A 25,510-nucleotide genomic window follows, 5' to 3' on the forward strand; every position below is an offset into this window, starting at 1 on the left:
AATCGCATTGGTGCGCGGTGGTTTTCCCGTGCAAGGCATCTGTAGGCCGCATGCTGCCTGCACTTGCGCCGTGTTCGCCGAGGCTGGCGCGTGCCTTGCTATGGCTCTGCCACAGGCAATCAATGTGGATTGCCACTTCACGACAAAGGCGCCGTGTTGCTCCCGCTTTCAGCGGAGGGTGGCATGGCGCCTTTGCTTTTGGTGGGCGGGCAGGGCATGGCAGACAAGACGATACGGAGCGTATGCCCCTACTGCGGCGTTGGCTGCGGCATCGTCATGCAGGTGGCCGATGGCAAGGTGGTCAAGGTGACGGGCGACAAGCAGCACCCGAGCAACTTCGGCCGCCTGTGCACCAAGGGCAGCTCCTGCCACCAGCCGCTGGCCGAGTCCGGTCGCATGCAGCATGCCTATCTGCGCGAGGAACGCGCCCTCGAACCGGTGCAGACGCCGATGGCTGAAGCCATCGCCAGCGCTGCCCGGCGCCTGCGCGCGATCCTCGACGAACACGGCGCGGACGCCATTGCTCTCTATGTCTCCGGGCAGCTGTCGCTGGAGGCCCAGTACCTGGCCAATAAGCTGGTGAAGGGCTACCTGGGCAGCAACCAGATCGAGTCCAACTCGCGCCTGTGCATGGCCAGCGCCGGCAGCGGCTACAAGCTGTCGCTGGGCGCCGATGGCCCGCCCGGCTCGTACCAGGATTTCGACAAGGCGGATCTGTTCTTCGTCATCGGCGCCAACATGGCTGACTGCCACCCGATCCTGTTCCTGCGCATGATGGATCGGGTCAAGGCGGGGGCCAGGCTGATCGTGGTCGACCCCCGGCGCAGCGCCACCGCGGACAAGGCCGACCTGTTCCTGCAGATCAGACCCGGCACCGACCTGGCGCTGCTCAATGGCTTGCTGCATCTGCTGCATATAAATGGCCATAGCAATCCGGCCTTTATCGAGTGCTTCACCGAAGGCTGGGAGGTGATGCCCGAGTTCCTCGCCGAATACACGCCAGAGAGGGTTGCCGAACTGACCGGCCTGCCCGAGGCCGCCATCCGCCAGGCCGCGCAGTGGATTGGTGAAGCAGGGGAGTGGATGAGTTGCTGGACCATGGGCCTCAACCAGAGCACCCACGGCACCTGGAACACCAACGCCATCTGCAACCTGCACCTGGCCACCGGCAAGATCTGCCGTCCCGGCAGCGGGCCGTTCTCCCTGACCGGCCAGCCCAACGCCATGGGCGGCCGCGAGATGGGCTACATGGGCCCGGGCTTGCCGGGGCAGCGCACTGTGCTGAGCGAAGACGACCGCGCCTTTGTCGAGAACGCCTGGGGCGTGCCGGCCGGCACCCTGCATACCCGCTTGGGCGGTGGCACCGTCGGCCTGTTCGAGGATATGGCCGCCGGTAAGGTCAAGGCCTGCTGGATCATCTGCACCAACCCGGTGGCCAGCATGGCCAACCGCGGCAAGGTAATCGAGGGACTCAAGGTCGCCGAACTGGTGATCGCCCAGGACGCCTTTCTCGACACCGAGACCAACCGCTACGCCGACATCCTTCTGCCCGGTGCCCTGTGGGCCGAAGCGGACGGGGTGATGATCAACTCCGAGCGCAACCTGACCCTGATGCCGCAGGCGGTGGAACCGCCCGGCGAGGCGATGGCCGACTGGCAGATCATCGCTCGTGTCGCCTGCGAGATGGGGTTTGCCGAGGCCTTCGACTACGCCTCGGCGGGCGAGGTGTTCGAGGAGATCAAGCGCTTCCACAACCCCAAGACCGGCTACGACCTGCGCGGCGCCAGCCACGCGCGCCTGCGCCAGACGCCGCTGCAGTGGCCATGTGCGAGTGACGAGGGCGATGACCGCGCGCCCATTCGCTATCTCAATGACGGTATCAGCCAGAAGCTCAAGCTCTTTGAGGACGGCAGCACCCCGGCCATTGCCTTCGCCACGCCCAGCGGCAAGGCGCAGTTCTTCGCCCGCCCGCACCTCGATCCGGCGGAGATGCCCGATGCGGATTTTCCCTTCGTGCTCAACACCGGGCGCCTGCAGCACCAGTGGCACACGCTGACCAAGACCGGCAAGGTCGCCACCCTGAACAAGCTCAACCCCGGGCCCTTCGTCGAGGTGCACCCGGAAGACGCCGAAGACCTCGGCGTGCGCGACAAGGATCACCTGGAGATCCGCTCGCGCCGTGGCCACGCCGTGCTGCCGGTGGTCGTCACCGACCGCGTGCTGCCCGGCGGCTGCTTCGCGCCGTTCCACTGGAACGACCTGTACGGCGACAACCTGGCGATCAACGCCCTGACCAGCGACGCCGTCGACCCCATTTCGCAGCAGCCGGAATTCAAGTTCTGCGCCGTCAGCCTGCGCCGCGTCGAGCTGATCGACCACCAGTTCCTGCAGACGCCCGCCGCGGCGAGCGTCGCACCCCCTTGCGAAACCCTTTCTGAACATTTTTCCGAGGAACTCGATATGTCGCATATCGACGCATTCGCCCGCCTGCTCGGCGTGCCCGAGGGCGCGCCACCGCCATTGAGCGACAGTGAGCGCACCTATATGGCCGGCTTTATCGGCGGCCTGCGCGCCAACCCGGGCGGCGGCGTACCCAGCCTGCCGCCCCAGGCGCCGCTGGCCGAACCGACCCGCCTGTGGCTGGACGGCCTGCTGGCCGGCATGTTCAACCGCGCGCCGCTGCCCCTGGGCGGTGCCGCTGTGGTGGCGCTGCCGGAGCCCGCCGCCAAGATCCCGGTGACCCTGTTGTGGGCCTCGCAGACCGGCAACGCCGAGGCATTGGCCGAACGCTTCGCCGGTCAGCTCAAGGAAGCTGGCTGCGCCGTGGAGCTGGCGGCCATGGCCGGCTACCCCATGGACAAGCTGGCCGGCGTGAGCAACCTGCTGCTGCTCAGCAGCACCTTTGGCGACGGCGATGCACCGGACAGCGGCCAGGGCTTCTGGAACGACCTGCGCAGCAGCCAGGCGCGCCTGGACAACCTGCGCTACGCGGTGCTGGCCCTGGGCGACCCCAACTACGACCAGTTCTGCCAGCACGGCAAGAACCTCGATACCCGCCTGGCCGAGCTGGGCGCCACGCCGCTGCGCGCGCGGCTGGACTGTGACACCGATTTCGACGAGCCGGCCGCTGCCTGGCTCAGCGAGCTGCTGCCGTTGCTGGGGCCGGTCGACACGGTCAGCCAGGCCACAGTCGCGCCCACCCCTGTCGCCCCGCCGGCGACGGTTAGCAAGGAGCAGCCGGCTGCCGCACGCCAGGTGATCAACCTGCGCCTGAACGCGGCTGAATCCAGCAAGGACACTCGTCAATTTGGTTTCGCCATTGGCGACTCGGGCCTCACCTACGAGGCCGGCGACGCCCTCGGCGTGTGGCCGCGCAACTGCCCGGAGCTGGTCGAGGAGGTGCTGCAGCTGGCGCGCCTGGATGGCGAGCAGCCGGTCAGCGTGGCCAAGGTCGGCGAGCTGCCGCTGCGCGAGGCGCTGGCCAGCCACTACGAGATCGCCCGGCCGAGCAACGAGGCCCTGGCGCTGATCGCTGAACGTAGCGGCAGCGCGGAACTGCGCGGCCTGCTGGGCAACAAGGCGCAGCTGAGCGACTGGCTGTGGGGCCGCCAGCTGGCCGATGTGCTGCAGGCGTTCCCCGGCGAACACGCTGCCGGCGAACTGCTGGGCAGCCTCAAGCGCCTGCAGCCGCGGCTGTACTCGATTTCCTCCAGCCCCAAGGCGCATGCCGGCGAGGTGCACCTGACCGTCTCGGCAGTGCGCTACGGCAAGCGCAAGGGCGTGGCCTCGACCTTCCTCGCCGACCGCGTCGAAGGCGGCGAGGTGCCGCTGTTCGTGCAGACCAGCAAGCACTTCCGCGTACCGCAGGACGGTGACGTGCCAATGATCATGATCGGCCCCGGCACCGGGGTGGCGCCGTTCCGCGGCTTCCTCCACGAGCGCCGCGCCCGTGGCGACGCCGGCAAGAACTGGCTGTTCTTCGGCGAGCAGCACGCGGCGACCGACTTCTACTACCGCGACGAGCTGCAGGCGATGCAGCGCGATGGCCTGCTGACCCAGATGAGCCTGGCCTTCTCCCGCGACCAGGCCGAGAAGATCTACGTGCAGGATCGCATCCGCGAGCAGGGCGCCGAGCTGTGGCGCTGGCTGGAGGAGGGCGCCCAGGTCTATGTCTGCGGCGACGCCAGTCGCATGGCCAAGGACGTCGACACGGCCCTGCGCGAAGTGGCCCGTGACCAGGGAGGTCTGAGCGATGAAAAAGCCGCCGAGTACATTCGTAGGCTCGCGGACCAGAAGCGCTATCTGCGTGATGTGTACTGAAATTCGGGCGGCTTTCCGCCCTGGTGTTGGCGGAAATCCGCCATTGTTGGTGGTGGGTATGAATGGTGAGTGATTTTAAGTATATGAAAAATAAGGATATTTTCTGTTTCTAGGGTTTGGCACAGCGCTTGCCATTGGGACTGCAGCCCGTTCGCGGGTAACTCAACAACAAGACCCTCCAGAAAGGAGGGGCAAGCGCCATAGCCGCAATGCTCGGAAGGAACTCCGGGTGCTTGCCGCGAAGAGGAACTGCCATGACCCGCACCCCCTTGTACAAGAGCCTGTATGTCCAGGTACTGGTGGCCATCGCCGTCGGTATTCTGCTCGGTCACTTCTATCCGGAAACCGGCGTAGCGCTTAAGCCGCTCGGCGACGGTTTCGTCAAACTGATCAAAATGGTCATCGCCCCCATCATCTTCTGCACCGTGGTCAGCGGTATCGCTGGCATGCAGGACATGAAGGCCGTGGGCAAGACCGGCGGCTACGCGCTGCTGTACTTCGAGATCGTCTCCACGGTGGCCCTGATCATCGGCCTGGTGGTGGTCAACATCGTCGAGCCGGGCGTCGGCATGCACGTCGACCCGAGCACCCTGGATGCCAGCAGCATCGCCGCCTATGCAAAGGCCGGTGAGTCGCAGAGCACCGTGGCGTTCCTGCTCAACGTGATTCCAGCCACCGTGGTGGGTGCCTTCGCCAATGGCGACATCCTGCAAGTGCTGTTCTTCTCGGTGATCTTCGCCTTCGCCCTGCAGCGCATGGGTGACTACGGCCGGCCGATCCTGGAGTTCATCGACCGCATCGCCCACGTGATGTTCGGCATCATCAACATGATCATGAAGGTCGCCCCGATCGGTGCCTTCGGTGCCATGGCCTTCACCATCGGCCAGTACGGCGTCGGTTCGCTGGTGCAGCTCGGCCAGCTGATGCTGTGCTTCTACATCACCTGCGTGTTCTTCATCCTCGTGGTGCTGGGCGGTATCGCCCGCGCCCACGGCTTCAGCATCCTCAAGTTCATCAAGTACATCCGTGAGGAACTGATGATCGTGCTGGGCACCTCGTCCTCCGAGTCGGCCCTGCCGCGCATGCTGGACAAGATGGAGAAGCTCGGCGCGAAGAAGAACGTGGTCGGCCTGGTAATCCCCACCGGCTACTCCTTCAACCTGGACGGCACCTCGATCTACCTGACCATGGCCGCCGTGTTCATCGCCCAGGCCACCGACACCACCATGGACATCACCCATCAGCTGACGCTGCTGGCGGTGCTGCTAATCGCCTCCAAGGGCGCCGCTGGCGTCACCGGTTCGGGCTTCATCGTGCTGGCCGCGACCCTGTCTGCCGTAGGCCATCTGCCGGTGGCCGGCCTGGCGCTGATCCTCGGTATCGACCGCTTCATGTCCGAGGCCCGTGCGCTGACCAATCTGATCGGTAACGGCGTGGCCACCATCGTGGTCGCCAAGTGGTGCAAGCAGCTGGACGAAGACACCCTGCAGCGCCAGCTCAATGGCGGCGGCAAGAACCCGCTGCCGGCCAGCGCCGAGATCGTCTGATTCCGTGTTTACCGCTCGCCCCGCGAGCGGTCTCTCCTGGCCCGCCCCCTGGCGGGCTTTTTTTTGCGCCGCAGAAAGTGCGGTTGCCAGCGCCGTTCGCGTTCTGACCGGGTGGACTGATTGCCGCTTCGTCTTTTCCTCGGCGCCGGGTCTGGCTAAGCTGCGGTTCCGCCCATGCAGCAGAGGCTCTCCCATGTCGCAGCAACGGCCTGCCGCCGATATCGCCCGAATGATCCTCGATGGTTTCGATGACTATCGTGCCCACTTCCGCGAGATCACCAACGGCGCCCGCGCCCGCTTCGAGCAGGCCCAGTGGCAGGAGGCCCAGAGCGCCTCGGCCGCGCGTATCAACCTGTACGAGGAGAAGGTGGCGGAAGTCACCGGCCGCCTGCGTCAGGCCTTCGCCGACGAGCAGCTGCTGGACATCGACCTGTGGCCGCTGGCCAAGAGCGCCTACATCGGCCTGATCGACCTGCGCAACGACGATGAGCTGGCCGAGACCTGGTACAACTCGATCTTCTGCGGCCTGTTCAGCCATGACCAGATCAGCGACGGCTGCATGTTCATCCACACCACCCGGCCCTCGCTGCGCCCCCACGAGCGCACGCCGCAGACCCGCAGCTACCAGCCGCGCGGTGATCTCAACCAGGCGCTGCGGCAGATCTTCACCGACTACAGCTACGCCGTGGCCTTCGATGACCTGGACCGCGACGTGGCCAAGCTGGAGCAGCAGCTGCGCGCCAACCTGCCGGACTGGGTGTGCAAGGACCAGGCGCTGACCATCGAGCTGTTCTCCTCGACCCTGTATCGCAACAAGGGCGCCTACCTGGTCGGGCGCATCTACACCCCGGACGAACAGTGGCCGCTGGTGTTCCCGCTGCTGCACCGCGAGGGCCAGGGCGTACAGATCGACACCCTGATCACCGACGAGGCCGAGGTCTCGATCATCTTCTCCTTCACCCGTTCCTATTTCATGGTGCGGGTGGAGATTCCGGCGGAGTTCATCGGCTTCCTCAAGCGCATCCTGCCGGGCAAGCACATCGCCGAGCTGTACACCTCGATCGGCTTCTACAAGCACGGCAAGTCGGAGTTCTACCGCTCCCTGATCAACCACCTGGCCGGCACCGACGACAAGTTCATCATGGCCCCCGGCGTGCGCGGCATGGTGATGAGCGTGTTCACCCTGCCGGGCTTCAATACCGTGTTCAAGATCATCAAGGATCGCTTCTCGCCGTCGAAGAATGTCGACCACAACACGGTGATCGAGAAGTACCGCCTGGTGAAGAGCGTCGACCGGGTAGGGCGCATGGCCGATACCCAGGAGTTCTCCGACTTCCGCTTCCCACTGTCCAAGTTCGACCCGGAGTGCCTGGCCGAGCTGCTGGAGGTGGCGCCGTCCACCGTCGAGATCGAGAACGGCGATACCGTGCTGATCCGCCACTGCTGGACCGAGCGGCGCATGACCCCGCTGAACATCTACCTGGAGCACGCCAACGAGGCCCAGGTGCGCGAGGCGCTGGAGGACTACGGCCTGGCCATCAAACAGCTGGCCGCCGCCAACATCTTCCCCGGCGACATGCTGCTGAAGAACTTCGGCGTCACCCGCCACGGCCGCGTGGTGTTCTACGACTATGACGAGATCAGCTACCTCACCGAGGTGAATTTCCGCCGTATCCCGCCGCCACGCTACGAGGAGGACGAGATGTCCAGCGAGCCGTGGTATTCGGTGGGGCCGAACGACGTGTTCCCCGAGGAGTTCCCGCGCTTCCTGTTCGTCGATTTGAGCCAGCGCCGGCTGTTCAGCCAGCTGCATGGCGATCTGTACGAGGCCGACTACTGGAAGGGGCTGCAGGACGCGATTCGCGCCGGCAAGGTGATCGACGTGTTCCCCTACCGGCGCAAGGCCGACCTGATCGTCTGAAGGCGGCAGTATTCGGGCGTCTGCGAGTAAAGCCTTACCGTTCGTCTGGGATTTTGGGGTTGCGTGCTGGCCATGTGCCGGTTTGGCACGGATGTGCTAGACCAAATGATCAAGGCCAGGAAGTAACCCCTCCCAACATCCAAGGACGGTATGCCTATGCGTCAGAACCTGCCTGTGAATCAGCGCGAGCGCACTTTTGCCGCTGACGAGCGCCTGATCTCCACCACCGATCTGAACAGCAAGATCACTTACTGCAACGACGCCTTCGTCGAGATCAGTGGTTTCACCCGCGAGGAGTTGATCGGCCAGCCGCACAACCTGGTGCGCCACCCGGACATGCCGCCGGCGGTGTTCGGCCACATGTGGGACACCATCAAGCAGGGCAAGCCGTGGATGGGCGTGGTCAAGAACCGCTCGAAGAACGGCGACTACTACTGGGTCAGCGCCTACGTCACACCCGTTTATGAGAATGGCAAGATGGCCGGCTATGAGTCGGTGCGTTCTCTGCCGAATGAGGCGCAGAAGCGCCGCGCCGAAGCCCTCTACGCGCGCCTGCGAGCCGGCAAGCCGCCGGTGCCGAAGCTCGAGTACTGGACCTACGACCTGATCCGTTCCTGGCCGGTGATACTCGCCGCGCTGATCATCATGGCTGGCGCGTTGTTGTTGCCGGAAAAACTGCAGATTCCGCAGATCGTGCTGGTGATGTTCGCCCTCGGCTCCTTCCAGCTGTACAACAAGCGGCAGATGATTCGCCGCACCCTGGCCGAACATCCCCGCGCCTTCACCAGTGCCCTGGTGGCGCTGACCTACAGCGACAACCGCGGCGCCCAGGGGCTGCTGGACATGGCCATGATCAGCGAGGAGGCGCGCCTGCAGACCGCCCTGACGCGCCTGGAGGATGCCGGCGAGAACGTGCGCCAGCGCGCCGCCCAGTCCGCCGACCTGTCGCGCTCCAGCGCCGACCTGCTGGAGCAGCAGCGCAGCGAGACGGACCAGTCGGCCACCGCGATCAACCAGATGGCGGCGACCATTCAGGAGGTGGCGAGCAACGTGCAGAGCACCACGCACGCCGCCGAAGAGGCCGACCGCCTGGCACTGCAGGGGCGCGACCTGGCCGGCGGCAGCCTGCAGGCCATGCAGCAGATGGCCGGCGCGGTGCAGGAGATAGGCCAGGCGGTGAACGAGCTGGCCGAATCGACGCAATCCATCGGCAGTGTGGCCGACGTGATCACCTCGATTGCCGAGCAGACCAATCTGCTCGCGCTCAACGCGGCCATCGAGGCGGCGCGCGCGGGCGAGCAGGGCCGCGGCTTTGCCGTGGTGGCCGATGAGGTGCGCGCACTGGCCGGGCGCACCCGCGAATCCACCGAGCAGATCCACCAGATCATCTCCTCGCTGCGCAACGGTGCGGACAAGGCGGTCAATACCGCCAGCCGCGGCGAGGACATTTCCCGTGACAGCATGCGCAGCGTCGAGGCGGTACGCGAGGCGCTGGATGGCATCAGCCAGGCGGTCACCCGCATCACCGGCATGAGTCAGCAGATGGCCGCGGCTTCCGAGCAGCAGGCGCACGTGGCCGAAGACATCAGCCGACAAATCACCCGCATTGCCCAGCTCTCCGATCACAGCGCCGGGCAGGCCCAGCAGGGTGTAGGCATCAGCCAGGAGCTGGAGCAGATGGCCGCTTATCTGCATAGCCTGGCAGAGCGTTTCAACCGTTGAGTTAAAGCGTTGCCGCCGGGCTGACGCCCGACCGCCGTAGGGACGCACGGAGGGAAGGGTAATGAGGACGCAGGCAGGGTTCCTGGGCTTTTTCGCGGGTGGCCATTCGGCCCAGATGTATCGCCAGATACTGGAGCAGGCCATCGATGCGGTGGTCAGCATCGACGAACACAACAACGTGACCTTCTTCAATGCCGCCGCCGAGCGCCTCTGGGGCTATCGCCCGGAGGAGGTGCTCGGGCGCAACGTGAAGATGCTGGTGCCGCAGATGATCCAGGCCCAGCACGACAGCTTCGTCAACGCCAATCGTCATGGTGGTGCGGACAAGATCGTCGGCACCAGCCGCGAGGTGCAGGTCGAGCGCAAGGATGGCGGCATCGTCTGGGGCAGCCTGTCGCTGTCCAAGGTGCAGGTCGGCGGCAAAATGCTCTACACCGCCTTCGTCAAGGACATCACGCGCGAGCACGAGGCCCGCGAGGCCATCGACCAGACCCTGGAGCAGGCGCTGGACGCGGTGGTGACCATCGACCAGCACAACAACGTGACCTTCTTCAATACGGCGGCCGAGCGGCTCTGGGGCTACACCCGGGACGAGGTGATGGGGCGCAATGTGAAGATGCTGGTGCCGCAGATGATCCAGGCCAACCACGACAACTACGTCAACGCCAACCGCACTACCGGGCGCGACAAGATCGTCGGCACCAGCCGCGATGTGCAGATCGAGCGCAAGGACGGCAGCAAGCTGTGGGGCAACCTGTCGCTGTCCAAGGTGCACCTGGGCGAGAAGATCATCTACACCGCCTTCGTCAAAGACATCACCCGCGAGCGCGAGACCCGCGAGGCGATCAACCAGACCCTGGAGCAGGCGCTGGATGCGGTGGTGACCATCGACCACAACAATAACGTGACCTTCTTCAATGCCGCCGCCGAGCGGCTGTGGGGCTACAGCCGCCAGGAGGTGATTGGCCACAACGTGAAGATGCTGGTGCCGCAGATGATTCAGGCCAACCACGACAACTACGTCAACGCCAACCGCCACGGCGGTGCGGACAAGATCGTCGGCACTAGCCGCGAGGTACAGATCGAGCGCCGCGACGGTGGCCGGGTGTGGGCCAGCCTGTCGCTGTCCAAGGTGCGCAGTGGCGAAAAGATCATCTACACCGCCTTCGTCAAGGACATCACTCGTGAGCACGAAGCGCGCGAGATCATCGACCAGACCCTGGAGCAGGCGCTGGACGCGGTGGTGACCATCGACGAACACAACTGCGTGACCTTCTTCAACAGCGCCGCCGAACGCCTGTGGGGCTATGACCGCCGCGAAGTGGTGGGGCAGAACGTGAAGATGCTGGTGCCGCAGATGATCCAGGCCAACCACGATGGCTACGTCAATGCCAACCGCACTACCGGGCACGACAAGATCGTCGGCACCAGCCGCGATGTGCAGATCGAGCGCAAGGACGGTGGTCGGTTGTGGGGCAACCTGGCGCTGGCGAAGATTCGCCTGGAAGGCAAGATCGCCTACACCGCGTTCGTCAAGGACATCAGTGCCATGCACGAGTCGCGTGACACCACCAACACGGCCATGGATGCGGTGCTGACCTCGAGCAACCACATTGGCCAGATCGTCTCGGTGATCGACAGCATTGCGGCGCAGACCGGCCTGCTTTCGCTGAATGCGGCTATCGAGGCGGCGCGCGCCGGTGAGCAGGGCAGGGGGTTCGCCGTGGTGGCCGACGAGGTGCGCACCCTGGCCAAGCGCTCGGCGGACTCGGCCCACGAGATCGGCGGCCTGGTCAACGAGACCAAGCAGCGCATCGGCGACCTGGCCAGCGCGCTGCAGAAGCTCAGCCACTGAATCAGACTCCGGCTGTCTGTGGCACACTGCGCGGCCGGAGGAAAACACCATGTCCCGAGCGCGCTGCGAGCGCTGTGCCAGGCCGCAGACCCACTGTCTCTGCCATCTGATCCCGCGTCTGCAAAGCCGCACCCGGGTGCTGATCCTGCAGCACCCGGATGAAGTCGGCCATGCGCTGAACACGGCGCGCCTGGCAGCCCTGGGGCTGGCCAATGCCGAGCTAATAGTGGGTGAGGACTTCACCGACCTGCAGCTGGACCCTGCTTACCGAGCCTGCCTGCTGTTCCCCGGCGAGACGGCACAATCGCTACCCCTGGCCCCCGAGGCCGATGGCCGGCCAATGCTGTTGGTGGTGCCGGACGGCACCTGGCGCAAGGCGCGCAAGCTGCTGCATCTCAACCCGCAGTTGGCGGCGTTGCCGCGTGTGTGCCTGCCCGAGGGCCTGCAATCGCGCTATCGCCTGCGCAAGGCGCCGGGCGAGGGCGCCCTGGCGACCATCGAGGCGATTGCCCATGCGTTGCGGCTGCAGGAGCCGGAAAGCTGCTTCGACGATCTGCTCAGGCCCTTCGATGCGCTGATCGAGGGGCAGATAGCCGCCATGGGCGAAGACACCTTCCGCCGCAACCACGGCAGCTCTTCAGGCCGCTGACGAGGCGCTGTCGAAGCGGATGCTGCGCGCGCCGAGGCGCATCAGGCTGTCGCCGAGCAGTTCGGCGCCACTGTGCCGGCAGTCCCAGGCCGTCTCCCAGTCCTCCTTGCGGCGCCAGTCCAGGCGACCGATCAGGCGTGCTGGCTCCAGCTTCAGCTCTGCGCCGAGGCAGCCCTGGTTCTCGCCGAAGTGTTGGCGTATCCGCTCCAGATATTCACCCAGGTGGCGCGCCAGCTCGGCGCGGCAATCCGGGCGGGATTCGATGGCGATCAGCAGGGTGAAGCTGGCCGACTCGTGTGGCGAAACCTCGTTCATGGGGCTCTCCCGGTCTTGAACTCGAATGCGGCGCCAGGGTAAAACCTCAACATAACTTGAGGTCAAGCGCCGTGAGCGATAACGAGAAGATGGTTCGGGACCTGAGCGTGGGCGAGCTGGCCCGGCGTAGCGGAGTGGCTGTGTCGGCGCTGCACTTCTACGAGGCCAAGGGCCTGATCGTCAGTGCGCGCAACGCCGGCAACCAGCGCCGCTATCCACGTGAGGCGCTGCGCCGGGTGGCGGTGATCAAGGTGGCGCAGCGGGTCGGTATCCCGCTGGCGGAAATAGCCGAAGCGCTAAGCAGCCTGCCGCAAGGGCGCAATCCCACCGCGGCGGACTGGGCGGCTTTGTCGGCGCGCTGGCGCGAGGATCTGGAGCAGCGAATCGCCAAGTTGCAGCTGCTGCGCGACCAGCTGGACGGTTGTATCGGTTGTGGCTGCTTGTCACTGGAGGCCTGCCCGCTGCGTAACCCCGGCGACCAACTGGCAGAGCAGGGGCCGGGGGCGCACTGGCAGGCATGACTGCGGGCTAGCGTTCGCGCATGGCCTCGGAGCGGGCCTTGAGCACGGGCTTGAGCAGGTAGTCGAGCACGCTCTTCTCGCCGGTGACGATGTCCACCGTGGCGACCATGCCGGGGATGATCAGCAGCGGGTGCTCGTCGCTGCCCAGGTGGCTTTTGTCGGTGCGCACCTGGATCAGGTAGAAGCTGTTGCCTTCCTCGTCAGTGATGGTGTCGGCGCCGATCAGTTCCAGCTGGGCCTTGAGTCCGCCGTAGATGGTGTAGTCATAGGCGGTGAACTTGACCATGGCCTTCTGCCCGGGGTGCAGGAAGGCCACGTCCTGCGGGCGGATGCGTGCCTCGATCAGCAGGTTGTCCTCCAGCGGCACTACTTCCACCATGGGGTCACCGGGCTGCACCACGCCTCCGATGGTGTTGACCTTGAGCAGCTTGATCACGCCGTGCACCGGCGAGCTCACCGTGGTGCGGCTGACTCTGTCCTGAATGGCCACGCTGGTGGAGGTGATCTTGGTCAGCTCGGTGCGCACCTCGTTGAGCTCCTTGAGTGCCTCGGTACGGAAGGCGAGGGTCGATTCGTTGAGCTTGCTTTCGATTTCCTGCATGGCCGACTCGGCCCTGGGGATGGCCAGGGTGGTGGCATCCAGTGAGCCGCGCATTTCCACCGCGCTGCGACGCAGACGCAGGATCTCCACCTCGGAGATGGCGCCGGTGCCGACCAGCGGCTGCGACATGTTCAGTTCCTGCTGGATCAGGCCGAGACTGGAACGGTACTGACCGGCCTTGGCGCGGAACTCGGCGAGCTCCTGGGTCTTCTGCCGCAGCTGTTCCTTGAGGGTGTTCTGCTCGCTGGCGAGGCGTTGCTGGCGGGAGCGATACAGGGCCATCTCATCCTCGGCCAGTTGCGGTGCTTCCTTCACCAACTCTTCCGGCAGGGCCAGCGGGCGGCCTTCGGCCTCGGCGCTCAGGCGCTCGACGCGGGCTACCAGGGCCAGACGATCCGCCTCGGTCTCGCCCTTGTTGGAGATGAAGCGGGTGGCATCCAAGCGCAGCAGCACGTCGCCCTTGTTCACCACCTGGCCTTCGCGCGCGAATATCTCGGTGACGATGCCGCCCTCCAGGTTCTGGATCACCTGCACCTTGCTGGAGGGAATCGCCTTGCCCTCGCCGGTGGTGACTTCTTCCAGCACGGCGAACTTGGCCCAGATCAGTGCCACTATCAGGCAGGCGCTGACCGCCCAGACGGTGGCGCGGGCCAGCCAGGGCGAGTCTTCGAGGATGGCGCCGTCCACCTCGGGCATGAACTCGGTGTCCTGCTTGTCACGCTTCAGGCTGCCGAAGTAGTCGCGCAGGGATTGGCTCAGTTCCATGTCGGGGCTCCGCTAGCTGGCCGCCGGGCCGACACGGCCACGGCGCAGGGCGTCGATCACTGCTTCCTTCGGCCCGTCGGCGACCACGTGCCCGTAGTCCAGCACGATGAGGCGATCGACCAGGCTGAGCATCGAGGTACGGTGAGTGATCAGCAGCATGGTCTTGCCCTGGGACCAGGTCTGCAGGCGGTTGCGCAGGATGTCTTCGCTGGTGTTGTCCATGGCGCTGGTCGGTTCGTCCAGCAGCAGGATCGGCGGGTCCAGCAACAGTGCCCGAGCCAGCAGCACCGCCTGGCGCTGGCCGCCGGAAAGCAGCTGGCCGCGCTCGCCCACCGGGCGGTCGAAGCCTTGCGGATGCTGGCGAGCCAGCTCGGTCACTCCGGTCAGCTCGGCCACCTCCAGCATGCGCGCGTCGCTGACATAGCGAGCGCCCAGGGTCAGGTTGTCGCGCAGGCTGCCGGAGAGCAGCGGCAGGTCGTGGGCCACATAGCCGATCTGGTGGCGCAGGTCGGCGACGTCCAGCTGACGCAGATCGAGGTTGTCGAGGAGGATCTGGCCTTCGCTCGGCGTGTAGAAGTTCATCAGCAGGCGGGCCAGGGTGCTCTTGCCTGAGCCGCTTCGACCGATGATGCCAATCCGCTCGCCGGCAGCCATTTTCAGATTGACCTTGTTCAGTGCCGGCGAGCTTTGCCCCGGGTAGCTGAAGCTGACCTGACGCAGGTCCAGCGCACCTTTGAGGTGAGTGCGCTCCAGCGGTCGTTGCTTGGCCTGGCGCTCCTGCGGCAGCCCCATCAGCGCGTCGGTGCTGGTCATGGTCAGGCGTGCCTGCTGGTAGCGGGTGATCAGCCCGGCGATCTGCCCCAGCGGCGCCAGCACCCGGCTGCCGAGCATGTAGCTGGCTACCAGCGCGCCGACACTGAGCTTGCCGGCGATGATGATGTAGACGCCGGCGACTATGGTGGCCATGCCGGCGAACTGTTGCAGGAACATGGTGCCGTTGGTGGCCAGGGCCGCGAGGAAGCGAGCGTGGCTGTCCAGGCGGGTGAGGGCGCCGTGGGTCTTTTCCCAGCGGTGTTGGCGTTCGCTCTCGGCGCTGCAGGATTTGAGTGTTTCCAGGCCGCTGAGTGTTTCAATCAGCAGGGCCTGGCGCTCGGCGCCCAGGGCCAGGCTCTTCTGCACCGTATCGCGCAGGCGCGCCTGGATGATCAGGGCGAACACGGCGGTGATGGGGAAGGCCAGCAGCGGGATGATCACCAACCAGCCGCCGAGCAGACCGATGACCACGATCATCAGCAGCGAGAAGGGCAGGTCGATCAGGCTGGTCAGGGTTACCGCTGTGAGGAACTCACGCAGGCCCTGGAAATCGTGAATGCTCTGGGCGAAGCCGCCGACAGTGGCCGGGCGCGCGGCCATCGACATGCCGGTGATGCGTTCGAACAGGGTGGCGGAGAGGACCACGTCGGTCTTCTTGCCCGCTACGTCCAGCAGATAGGCGCGCAGTACGCGCAGCAACAGGTCGAAGCAGGTGCCGACGAACAGGCCGATGACCAGCACCCAGAGGGTCGAGGTGGCCTGGTTGGGCACCACGCGGTCGTAGGTCTGCATGACGAACAGCGGCACCATCAGGCCCAGCAGGTTGATCAACAGGCTGGCCAGCACCGCGTCGGTGTAGAGCCAGCGCGACAGCTTGAGGGTGTCGCGGAACCAGGCCTCGACCCTCGGTACCAGCGGTGTGCGAGCTTCCTCCAGCTCATGTTGTGGTTTGGCGAATAGCGCCTGGCCGCTGTACTCGAGGGCCAGATGCTCTGGGTTCACCCATTGCTCACCGCCGTCCGCCTCGCAGGGCAGGATCAGCATCTGGTTCTTCGGGCCGATCTTCTGCAGCACCGCACTGCGACCATCCTTGAGCAGCAGCAGGACTGGCAGATTGAGTGGCGAGATGGCGCCCAGTTCGCGGCGCAGGATGCGCCCCTGCAATCCGGCGCGTGCTGCTGCGCGTGGCAGCAGGTTGGCGCTCAGCCGCTGTTCAGGCAGAGGCAGGCCGGCCGTAAGGCTGGCGCGGCTGGCCGAACAGTCATGCAGCTTGCAGAGGATGAGGAGGCCGTCCAGCAGCGGGTCGTCATGACTCTGCCGCTGGTCCCCAGAGGGTCTCCGTTCCATGGTGGTCAAGGTCACTACTCCTGAGAGGCTGCCCGGCGCTAGTCATTGCCGGGCAGCATCTTCGCCGGGACTACTACTTCATATCCGGCAGGCGGGCCTCGCTCTTCACCTCGGTGAGGGCTACAGCTTCGGCCGGGACTACGACGTTCTGTTTCTGCAACAGCTCGCCCATGGCAGCGATGACGCGGTACATGGAGAACTCTTCGGTGTAGCGAACTTCGGTGTAGCGACGGTTGGCAGTGAAGAGTTCGTTGTCGCTGTCCAGCAGGTCGAGCAGGGTGCGCTGACCGAGGCTGAACTGTTGTTGATAGGCCTCACGCACGCGCGCGGTGTAATCCGCGTAATCCCTAGCCTTGGGCGTTTGCAGGCGGGCGTTTTCCATGGCGTTCCAGGCCAGCATGAGGTTCTCGTTGACCACACGCAGGGCGTTGTTGCGGATGTCCATGGACTGGTTGATCTGGTGCGCCGCCGATTGCAGGCGGGCCTTGTCGCGCATGCCGTTGAACAGGTTGTAGTTCATCACCACAGCGGCGCGCCAGGAGTTGTAGTGGCCTTCATCGCCCTGCACGTTGTCGTCGGCACTGGTGGCCAGTTCGAGATCGAAGCGAGGATAGAAGGGCGACTTCGCCACCTCATATTGCTTCTCGGCGGCGTACACGTCGGCCTGAGCGGACTTGAGGAACGGGTTGTTGTCCATCACCGACTGGCGAGCGGCAGGCAGATCCGCCGGCATGTCGCCTTTGATAGTCGCAGGCGCTTCGAGCTCGTCCGGCATGCGCCCGGTGGCACTGAAGAAGTTGGCTTCGGCGTCGGCCAGGTTGACCTGTTCGGTGTAGAGGTTGTTCTCGGCCAGGGCCAGACGGGCTTCGGACTGATCCAGGTCGGCGGTGCTGCCGACGCCGCGCTCGCTGCGCAGGCCGATCTGATCGTTTACCCGCTGGTGCGACTGCAGGTTGTTCTGCGCCAGCGTCACCATCTCGCGACGCTTGAGCACTTCCAGGTACACCTCGACGGTGCGCAGGGCCAGGCTCTCGGAGGTGCCCTGTACATAGTAGGCACGGGAGTCGACCACCGATTTGGTGCGGGCCACTTCGTTGGGCGTGTTGAAACCGTCGAACAGCATCTGCCGCAGGCGCAGCTCGGCGTCGCGGTAGTTCAGCGTCTCTTTATTGTGGTCGCCCAGTGCCCGCGTGCTGGGGCTGTCGGTCTGCTCGCGCCCATACCCCATGAGCAGATCAACGGTTGGTAGGTAGCCGCCCTTGGCGATCTTGACTCCTTCGTCCGCAGACAACCGATCATTCATGCTGGCGTGCAGCTCTGGATGATTGTCGACGGTGCTCTGGATGGCTTCCGAGAGCGTCATGGCTTGCGCCTGAGAACAGGCTATGGCCATCAAAATGCTACTGCAGAGCGGTTTTAGTGCGGGCATGAGGTTTTTCTCCTTATGGGTAATGCCTGGCTCCTGTCGCCAAAATGCTGACGCTTTTGGCCTGGTAGAGCGTTTCAGGCCTGTAACATCACAGCTAAGTTCAAGTTCCAGAGTAGCTAAGAAAAATTCGTCACAAGATTTATGAGAAAAAAGTCTTATGCACTCTGTGAGAACAAGCACATTGTTTCTTCCGTAAGCCGCGAAAAACGGGGCTCTCAGGCCTGTTCGTAGCTAAGACAGTCGGTCAAATGCAGTTTTGGAGCATAAGGGGCGGGGATGTTTCTGAAGGAGTAGGCCGGTGCAGTTGGAGCGACACTTTTTTGTCGCATTTCACTTTCAAGCATGTGCGCCGTTCAATTTCAGCAGATTTTCTTCGCACGATTTCCCGGGTTCGGAAGGTGTTTTGACCCTTTTGAAACGTGCCGGCAGTGGTCGGCAGCTGTAGTGCGGAGGAAGGAATCATGGCTACTTTGATTGGTGTCGTCAGTCAGGTTGTCGGCGAGGTCTTTGCGGTAGCTGGCGATGGAACGCGTCGACCGCTGGTGGAAGGTGATCGTGTCTATGCTGGCGAACAATTAATTACCGGTACGGGGGGGGCGGTTGCCGTAACCCTTACCAATGGCGAGGTTCTGACCCTCGGGCGCGACAGCAACCTTTCTCTTAATGAGCAGATGGTGGCTGATGGCGCTGATGGCCAGTCCAACCAAGCTCAGGATCAGACACCCACCAATCCCTCTGACGGTGATCTCACCGACGTCGAGCAACTGCAGGCGGCGATCGAGGCTGGCGTCGACCCGACCCAGCAAGGTGAGGCAACCGCGGCTGGCCCTGGCGGTGGTGGTGCAGGCGGCGCTGGTGGTGCCGGCGGTATCGGTGGCGGACACAGCTTCGTGCTGCTGAACGAAGTCGGCGGTGCACTTGATCCGATCATTGGCTTCCCCACCGAGGGCCTCAATAACGGCCCTGAGTTCCCGGACCCTGAGCCCATCGTCACCGACGAGCCCGTCGCCGATTTCACTCCGTCCATCGACGTGGAGTACGAGGACTTCAACGGCAACATCGTCGTTGGCCCGGCGATCGTCGACGAGGAAGGTCTGGCCGACGGTACCAACCCTGGTGCCGATTCTGAGCAGGCCTCGGGCACGCTTATCATCAATTCCCCTGATGGCGTCTCGGCCATCGAAATCCAAGACTTCAATGGCAACTGGATCGACGTCACCAATGGCGGCGTGGTCCAGGGGCAGTACGGCATTCTCGTGGTGGATGCGGCTGGCAACTGGACCTATACGCTGACCGACAACACCCTGAGTCACGGTAACCCCAACGCCACAGGCGCAGCGGATCAGGTGGGCGAGAGCTTTGCCGTGCGCATGTTTGACCTGGACGGCGATGTGTCGCCGACCGTGCAGCTGAACGTGCTGGTCAATGACGATGGTCCTGTTCTCGCCGAGGGCGAAGGCGCCCAGGTGTCTGCCATCGTCGATGAAGACGAAACCTCCGAGGGCATCACCGACGGTGACTCGGTGACCAACGTCGCCACTGGCGGGCCGGGCGCGCTGGGCGCATTGGTTAATTTCGGTGCGGATGGCCTTGGCAGCTTCGGCCTGTCGGGTAGCCCGGCCGCTATCGCCAGTCTCGAGGCCCAGGGCCTGACCTCTGGTGGCGCTGCGCTCACCTACAGCGTGGTGGGTAATGTGCTGACCGCTTCGGTTGGCAGCGAAACCATCTTCACCCTGCAAGTGGGTGCCAACGGCAGCTTCAACTTCACTCTGGTCGGCCCATTGGATCATCCGACCCCGGATGGCAATGACGACGAGTTACTTGAGCTGCCGATCGACTTCTCTGGTGTGCTGACTGCCACCGATGGCGATGGTGACTCGGTGGGCACCTTCAATGGCGGCAGCTTCGTTATCAGTGTGGAAGACGATGTGCCACAGCTTGCCGGTGGCCGCGGCGAGGGCGAAGGTGAGGGACAAGAATTCCCGCGCGTTTGGGACATGGTGCATGAAGATGCCCTCACCACCGCCGATGGCGCTCCTCACGAGGGCAACCCTGAGGGTGGCCAGACCACCACAGCGTCTGGCCCGGAAGGGTCGCTGTCGGCGCTGGTTAATTTCGGTGCCGATGGCCCTGGCGATTTCGGCCTCTCCACCGACGTCAGCTCCATGGAGCTACAAGGCCTGACCTCGGGTGGCGATCCACTGACTTATTTGGTGGTTGGCAATGTGCTGACTGCCAGTGCCGGCGGCGAAACCATCTTTACCTTGACCGTCAACGGTGATGGCAGTTGGGAGTTCGTGCTGAAAGGCCCGATCGATCACCCCATCCCGGATGGCACTTATGATTCCGAGGATCTGCCCGGCCTGGGCATTGACTTCTCCGGCATCCTCACTGCAACCGATGGCGATGGCGACCCGCTGGCTGGAGGCTTCCCACAAGGTAGCTTCTCGGTCGACATCGAAGATGACGTGCCGGTTTTGGCCGAGCGTGGTAACGAGTTCCAGCCAGTTGGTGGCACGGTCAACGAAGATGCTCTGAGCAGCCCTCATAATGGCAATGATGATGCTATTCAGCAGCTGACAGTGACTGGGGGCGCTGGTGCCCTGCACGCTTTGGTCTCCTTCGGAGCAGATGGCCCTGGAGATTTCGGCCTGACTGATAGCGAGGCCGCTTACGAGTCGCTTTCTGCGCTGAACCTGACTTCCGGTGGTCAGCCGTTGCAATTCAGCATTGATACGAGCACTGGCACCCTGACCGCGTTTGTAACGGGTACCGAGGCTGGGGACTATGACGTGTTCACCCTGCAGGTGAACGCCGATGGCAGTTATTCCTTCATTCTGGAAGGCCCGCTCGACCATGAGCTGGCTAATGGTGACGACGGCGAACTGCTGAGTGATGGTGGCCTAGCTATCGATTTCTCTGGTGTCCTGACTGCAACTGATGGCGATGGTGACCCGCTTGCTGGCTCTCTCCAGTCGGGTGGTTTCGTCATTGATGTTCAGGATGATGTGCCGGTGTTGGCTGACCGTGGCGAGAAGTTCGAGCCTATTGGTGGGACTGTTCATGAAGACGCCCTTTCATCGCCTGCTCCTCACGAGGGCAACGATGATGTCGGGCAAACCTTGACCGTTTCTGGCGGTGAGGGCTCGTTGAATGCCTTGGTGGACTTCGGTGCGGATGGCCCTGGAAGCTTTGGTCTGATCAACATCGGCGCTGATAGCGATGCAGCAGAGGCTGCCTTGCTGTCCCTCACAGAGCAGGGTCTGGAATCAGGTGGTCAGCCACTGCAGTTCCGTATGGATGGCGATGTGCTGGTGGGCTTCGTAGACGGTACCGGATCTGGCTCATATGACGTATTTAGTCTGGACGTGAACGCCGATGGCAGCTGGCTGTTCACTCTGCTAGGCCCGATCGATCACCCGGTTAAGAATGGCGATGATGGCGAGACACTGGGCGGCAGTGGTTTTGCTATCGATTTCTCTGGTGTCTTGGCTGCCACTGACGGTGATGGAGACCCTCTGGTAGGTGGTTTCGACGATGGCAGTCTGCTGATCGATGTGCAGGACGATGTGCCTGTGCTCAATGCCGGCACCGCTGTGGGTACGACATTGACCATCAGCCTGGAGGAGGGCTCTGCCGGTTATTCGAATACCTATGGCTACTACGTCAAGGACAGTTCGGGTAATCCGGTGAGTGGGGTCATCATCTGGGCCAATGTGCAGGAGGTAGGCGCTCCTATCCAGTTGCATGGCGTAGATCCGGATTCGATTGGTTTCTTCATCATCCCTGATGGTGCAACCAATAATGAGATCGATGGCTATGAGAACGGTGCAGAACTGACGTTCGCTGAGGTTGACGGTCAATGGCAGGCCTTCCTGAACGGTCAGCCACTGATTGGCAGCGATGGTGCGAACGTGCTGTTCGACAATGCAGCCCTCAACCCCAATGGCAGCTCGCAGTTCACCGACAACGGCGCCCCTGGTAACCAGAACTGGGAGGATATCAGCGGCGGAGGTGATGGCGATTTCAACGACATCAACATCCAGGTGGACTGGGGGCGCTTCACCGTTCATGAGGATGCCCTGAGCAGTCCTCATGATGGTAACGATGATTCTCCACAAACTCTGGTCGCCAGTGGATCCGGAGAAGATGGCCTCTCGGGCCTGATTGATTTCGGAGCAGACGGTCCAGGTGATTTCGGCCTGGTTACGACGGCCGAGGCACAGGCCATTCTTGAGGCGCAAGGGCTCGAGTCAGGTGGTGAGCCTCTGATTTATACAGTAGAAAAAACATTCGATCTGGATGGCAACTTGGTCAGCACCACTCTGACGGCTACGGCGGCCGCATCCGTGGGTGGTTATCCTGTGTTCTCTCTGGTGGTCAGCGCCAACGGCGACTTTACGTTTACCCTGCAAGGGCCTTTGGATCATCCGATTGCTGACGGCAATGATGATGAGCTTTGGGGCTCTGGCGATAATCTGGGTATCGATTTCACGCAGCTGATCACGGCCACCGATGGTGACGGCGACCCAGTGAGCATCCCGCAAAGTGCATCGGGACTGTTCGTTGTCAATGTTGAAGACGATGTGCCTGTACTGGTCCGTGGCGGTCAGATCGAAGGTCAGACTCAGGTCGATGAAGACAGCCTGGTACCGAACGGTATCGACGATGGTGATGGCGTCGGCGCAGTTGCCAGCGGTTCTCTCAATGGTCTTGTCAGCTTTGGTGCCGACGGCCCTGGTGGTTTCAGTTTACATGCGGACACCAGTGACCTGCCGGAGTTGACCTCCAACGGCCATGAAGTTGAGTACCTGGTCGATGGCGATACCCTGACTGCCTTTGTGGGTGGTGCGGATGGCTATCCGGTGTTCACCTTCACACTCGATAGCGACGGCAACTACACATTCACCTTGAAAGGGCAGATCGATCATCCCGACAAAGATGGCAACGATAATACGGATATTCTACCGATCGACCTGTCCAGCATCGTGCAGGCAACGGATGGTGATGGCGACTCCGTGGTGCTGCACAACAGCGTGATCATCAACGTTGAGGATGATGTTCCGGATGCTCGCGATAATCAGGCCAGCACGACTGAGAACACCCTGCCGCCGTTCAACCTGACCCTGATCATCGATTCCTCCGGCAGCATGGACGACATGGTCTCGGCCGACCTGGATGGTGACGGAACCCTCGAGAACGCCACGCGTCTCGACGTGGCCAAAGCAGCGTTGATAAACCTGATCAATAGCTATGTGGCGTTGGGAGTTCCGCTCAACTTCAAAATCATCGATTTCGACAGCGGTGCCAGCAAGGTATACGAGGGCACCAGTGCTGCCGATGCGAAGAATGCGATCACCTCGCTGACAGAGGGTGGTAACACCAATTACGACGCGGCCCTTGATCTGGCCCGCGACGAGCTTGAGGACGATCTGGTCGATCCGACTCTGGATGGTTACGTCAATCGGGTCTACTTCCTCTCCGATGGCGAACCTTTCCCTTCTTCGAATGATGCTCCTGCGAGCTGGCAGGGCTTCGTGGACGACAACGGCATCGACGTCATTGCCGTTGGCATTCAGATTCCAACGGGCGGCAATGCGGAGAATGAGCTAGGCGAAGTGGGCAACGATGGCGATACAGTCATTGTCGTGCAGGATCCTAATGAGCTGGCGGCAGCTCTGGCTGAGACCGTTCCTGACCCACTCGAAGGCAATGTACTCACCGATGCCGGTCCGGGTGGACCTGGTGATGTTGACCAGTCTGGTGCCGATTCGCCGCTGCGGCTGACTCAGTTCAGCTTTATCAATGACGCGGGGGCTACGGTGTATGTCACTGTTCCGGACGGGGGCAGTGCCAGTACCACCACACCAGCTGGCGGCATCCTGACCATGTTCAGTGATGGTCACTGGACCTATGTCGCTCCAGACAATGTGACCGAGAACATCGACGAGATCTTTACCTATACCGTCGTCGATGCCGATGGCGACCCGGACACCGCCACTCTGACCATCAGCGTTGAGGATGGTGTGCCGCTGGCGGTCAACGATACCGCGAGCATGACCGAAGATACTGACAAGGTCAGCGGTAATGTCATTACCAATGATACGGTTGGTACTGATAGCCCCGGAACGGTCCACTTTGCCAACACAACTGGGACCTATGGATCGCTGGTATTCAGCCCGTCCGGTGGATGGACCTATGATCTGCAGAACAGCAATCCTGTTGTGCAGGGGCTCGGCGTCGGTGAGTCTCTCACCGAGATCTTCCAATACACCCTGACAGACGCCGACGGCGATACGTCCCCAGCCACCCTGACCATTACCATCACCGGCAAGGATGATGGTGTCGATATCTCTGGCCTTAACGGCAATGACGAAACGGTCAGGGAGAATGATCTCGTTGACGGCAGTAGCCCCAATAGCGGCGCTTTGGTACAGAGCGGTACGTTCACCGTGGTGGCGCCGGACGGGCTGCAAAGCCTTACCGTCCATGGCATCAATGTCGTCAGTGGTGGAGTGGTCAATACCTTCCCGCAACCGGTCACTACTGCGCTGGGCAATACACTGACCATTACGGGCTTCAATCAGCTGACCGGTGTGGTGAGTTACAGCTACACCCTGGTGGATAACGCCAGTCATCCCACAGGCAGTGGGGAAAATAGCATTCAGGAGAGCTTCGTCGTCCAGGCGATCGATGACGATGGTGACACTGATACCGCAAGCCTGGATGTGACGATCATCGATGACATCCCGGATGCCTTTAACGACACCAATGTCAGCACGGCCTCCGAAAGCCTGCTGACACTGACAGGCAACGTGCTGACCAACGATGTGCAGGGCGCCGACCGTGTGGCTGGCGGCCCGATCACTGCGGTGACGCTGACCGGCACCTACGGCACCTTGGTGCTTAACGCTGATGGCTCCTACACCTATACCCTGAATCCCTCTGATCCACAGTTCATCGCTCTGGGTGGTGGCGGTACCGGTACGGAAACCTTCACCTACACCCACAAGGATGCCGACGGCGATACCGATACTGCACGTCTGGTACTGAATATCCGCAACAACGATGGTGATGTGACCATCAATGGCCTGGATATCCAGGGCCAGGAAGAGATCCTCTACGAGAACGACCTAGCTTTGGGCAGCAGCCCGAATGCCGGCGCGTTGACGCAGACGGGGACCTTCACGATCTCGGCAGCGGATGGCATCCAGACCTTCAGTCTGAACGGCACCAACTACTCGCTGGCTCAGCTGCAGAACTCCGGTACCACCAACCTGTTGGTCGATAGCCCTGCGGGCACGCTGCGTATCACCGGGTACACCGGTACTTCCACTGGTGGCACCGTGTCGTACAGCTACGTGCTGGACACTCGGGTGGCCCATGCCAATGCGGGCGGTGAGAACTCGGTGCTGGAAAGCTTCAGTGTCAAAGTGACGGACGTGGATGGTGATTCGGATACCGACAGCCTGGATATCCGTATCGTCGACGATGTGCCGGATGCTGTGAGTGACACCAATGCCAGCACGGCCTCCGAAAGCCTGTTGACACTGAGCGGCAACGTGCTGACCAACGATACGCAGGGCGCCGACCGTGTGGCAGGCGGCCCGATCACTGCAGTGACGCTGACCGGCACCTACGGCACCCTGGTGCTTAATGCTGATGGCTCCTACACCTATACCCTGAATCCCTCTGATCCGCAGTT

General features: G+C 63.0%; 11 protein-coding genes and 2 pseudogenes. 9 read left to right on the top strand and 4 right to left on the bottom strand.

Going from position 1 to position 25,510, the window contains the following annotated elements; all coding sequences use genetic code 11:
• Positions 1-216: 216 nt before the first annotated feature.
• From PTT45_RS08925 to PTT45_RS08950, 7 genes and pseudogenes are all read left to right on the top strand, one after another.
• A complete protein-coding gene (locus tag PTT45_RS08925) occupies positions 217-4,320 on the top strand; it encodes a bifunctional nitrate reductase/sulfite reductase flavoprotein subunit alpha (RefSeq protein WP_273812809.1) in 4,104 nt (1,367 codons plus the stop codon).
• Between the two features lie 254 nt (positions 4,321-4,574).
• Positions 4,575-5,867, top strand: a complete 1,293-nt coding sequence (locus PTT45_RS08930) for a dicarboxylate/amino acid:cation symporter (protein WP_273812769.1) — start codon at positions 4,575-4,577, stop codon at positions 5,865-5,867.
• A gap of 193 nt (positions 5,868-6,060) precedes the next feature.
• Complete coding sequence (gene aceK, locus PTT45_RS08935) at positions 6,061-7,788, top strand: bifunctional isocitrate dehydrogenase kinase/phosphatase (RefSeq protein WP_273812770.1); 1,728 nt, start codon at positions 6,061-6,063, stop codon at positions 7,786-7,788.
• Positions 7,789-7,944: 156 nt separating this feature from the next.
• A pseudogene (locus tag PTT45_RS22310) lies at positions 7,945-8,223 on the top strand (PAS domain-containing protein); the annotation flags it as partial.
• Between the two features lie 312 nt (positions 8,224-8,535).
• A pseudogene (locus tag PTT45_RS22315) lies at positions 8,536-9,510 on the top strand (methyl-accepting chemotaxis protein); the annotation flags it as partial.
• A gap of 115 nt (positions 9,511-9,625) precedes the next feature.
• The gene (locus PTT45_RS08945; protein ID WP_273812774.1) at positions 9,626-11,365 is read left to right on the top strand and encodes a PAS domain S-box protein; all 1,740 of its coding nucleotides are present in this window, start codon (positions 9,626-9,628) and stop codon (positions 11,363-11,365) included.
• Between the two features lie 49 nt (positions 11,366-11,414).
• Entirely contained in the window at positions 11,415-12,014 is a 600-nt protein-coding gene (locus tag PTT45_RS08950) for a tRNA-uridine aminocarboxypropyltransferase (RefSeq protein WP_273812775.1), read from the top strand.
• Here PTT45_RS08950 and PTT45_RS08955 read toward each other — a convergent pair.
• Complete coding sequence (locus PTT45_RS08955) at positions 12,003-12,329, bottom strand: antibiotic biosynthesis monooxygenase (RefSeq protein ID WP_273812776.1); 327 nt, start codon at positions 12,327-12,329, stop codon at positions 12,003-12,005. The genes PTT45_RS08950 and PTT45_RS08955 overlap by 12 nt on opposite strands.
• 89 nt (positions 12,330-12,418) lie before the next feature.
• On the opposite strand from PTT45_RS08955, the gene soxR reads away from it, so the two are divergent.
• A complete protein-coding gene (gene soxR, locus PTT45_RS08960) occupies positions 12,419-12,850 on the top strand; it encodes a redox-sensitive transcriptional activator SoxR (RefSeq protein ID WP_273812810.1) in 432 nt (143 codons plus the stop codon).
• A gap of 7 nt (positions 12,851-12,857) precedes the next feature.
• Here the strand turns inward: soxR and PTT45_RS08965 are convergent, their stop codons facing one another.
• From PTT45_RS08965 to PTT45_RS08975, 3 genes are all read right to left on the bottom strand, one after another.
• Entirely contained in the window at positions 12,858-14,216 is a 1,359-nt protein-coding gene (locus PTT45_RS08965; protein ID WP_273812777.1) for an HlyD family type I secretion periplasmic adaptor subunit, read from the bottom strand.
• 12 nt (positions 14,217-14,228) lie between these two features.
• A complete protein-coding gene (locus PTT45_RS08970; RefSeq protein WP_443218165.1) occupies positions 14,229-16,376 on the bottom strand; it encodes a type I secretion system permease/ATPase in 2,148 nt (715 codons plus the stop codon).
• A gap of 73 nt (positions 16,377-16,449) precedes the next feature.
• Entirely contained in the window at positions 16,450-17,805 is a 1,356-nt protein-coding gene (locus PTT45_RS08975; RefSeq protein WP_273812779.1) for a TolC family outer membrane protein, read from the bottom strand.
• 461 nt (positions 17,806-18,266) lie between these two features.
• Here PTT45_RS08975 and PTT45_RS08980 point away from each other — a divergent pair.
• On the top strand, positions 18,267-25,510 hold a 7,244-nt coding region (locus tag PTT45_RS08980), incomplete at its 3' end, for a retention module-containing protein (RefSeq protein WP_273812781.1).

It is taken from the genome of Pseudomonas sp. Gutcm_11s (assembly GCF_028649395.1).
Lineage (GTDB): Bacteria > Pseudomonadota > Gammaproteobacteria > Pseudomonadales > Pseudomonadaceae > Aquipseudomonas.

Bases quoted from the DNA above. Each gene is read 5' to 3' on its own strand.
- PTT45_RS08975 (WP_273812779.1), bottom strand. From the start codon at position 17,805: ATGCCCGCACTAAAACCGCTCTGCAGTAGCATTTTGATGGCCATAGCC.
- PTT45_RS08945 (WP_273812774.1), top strand. From the start codon at position 9,626: ATGTATCGCCAGATACTGGAGCAGGCCATCGATGCGGTGGTCAGCATC.
- aceK (WP_273812770.1), top strand. From the start codon at position 6,061: ATGTCGCAGCAACGGCCTGCCGCCGATATCGCCCGAATGATCCTCGAT.
- PTT45_RS08930 (WP_273812769.1), top strand. From the start codon at position 4,575: ATGACCCGCACCCCCTTGTACAAGAGCCTGTATGTCCAGGTACTGGTG.
- PTT45_RS08965 (WP_273812777.1), bottom strand. From the start codon at position 14,216: ATGGAACTGAGCCAATCCCTGCGCGACTACTTCGGCAGCCTGAAGCGT.
- PTT45_RS08970 (WP_443218165.1), bottom strand. From the start codon at position 16,376: ATGGAACGGAGACCCTCTGGGGACCAGCGGCAGAGTCATGACGACCCG.
- PTT45_RS08955 (WP_273812776.1), bottom strand. From the start codon at position 12,329: ATGAACGAGGTTTCGCCACACGAGTCGGCCAGCTTCACCCTGCTGATC.
- PTT45_RS08950 (WP_273812775.1), top strand. From the start codon at position 11,415: ATGTCCCGAGCGCGCTGCGAGCGCTGTGCCAGGCCGCAGACCCACTGT.
- soxR (WP_273812810.1), top strand. From the start codon at position 12,419: ATGGTTCGGGACCTGAGCGTGGGCGAGCTGGCCCGGCGTAGCGGAGTG.
- PTT45_RS08925 (WP_273812809.1), top strand. From the start codon at position 217: ATGGCAGACAAGACGATACGGAGCGTATGCCCCTACTGCGGCGTTGGC.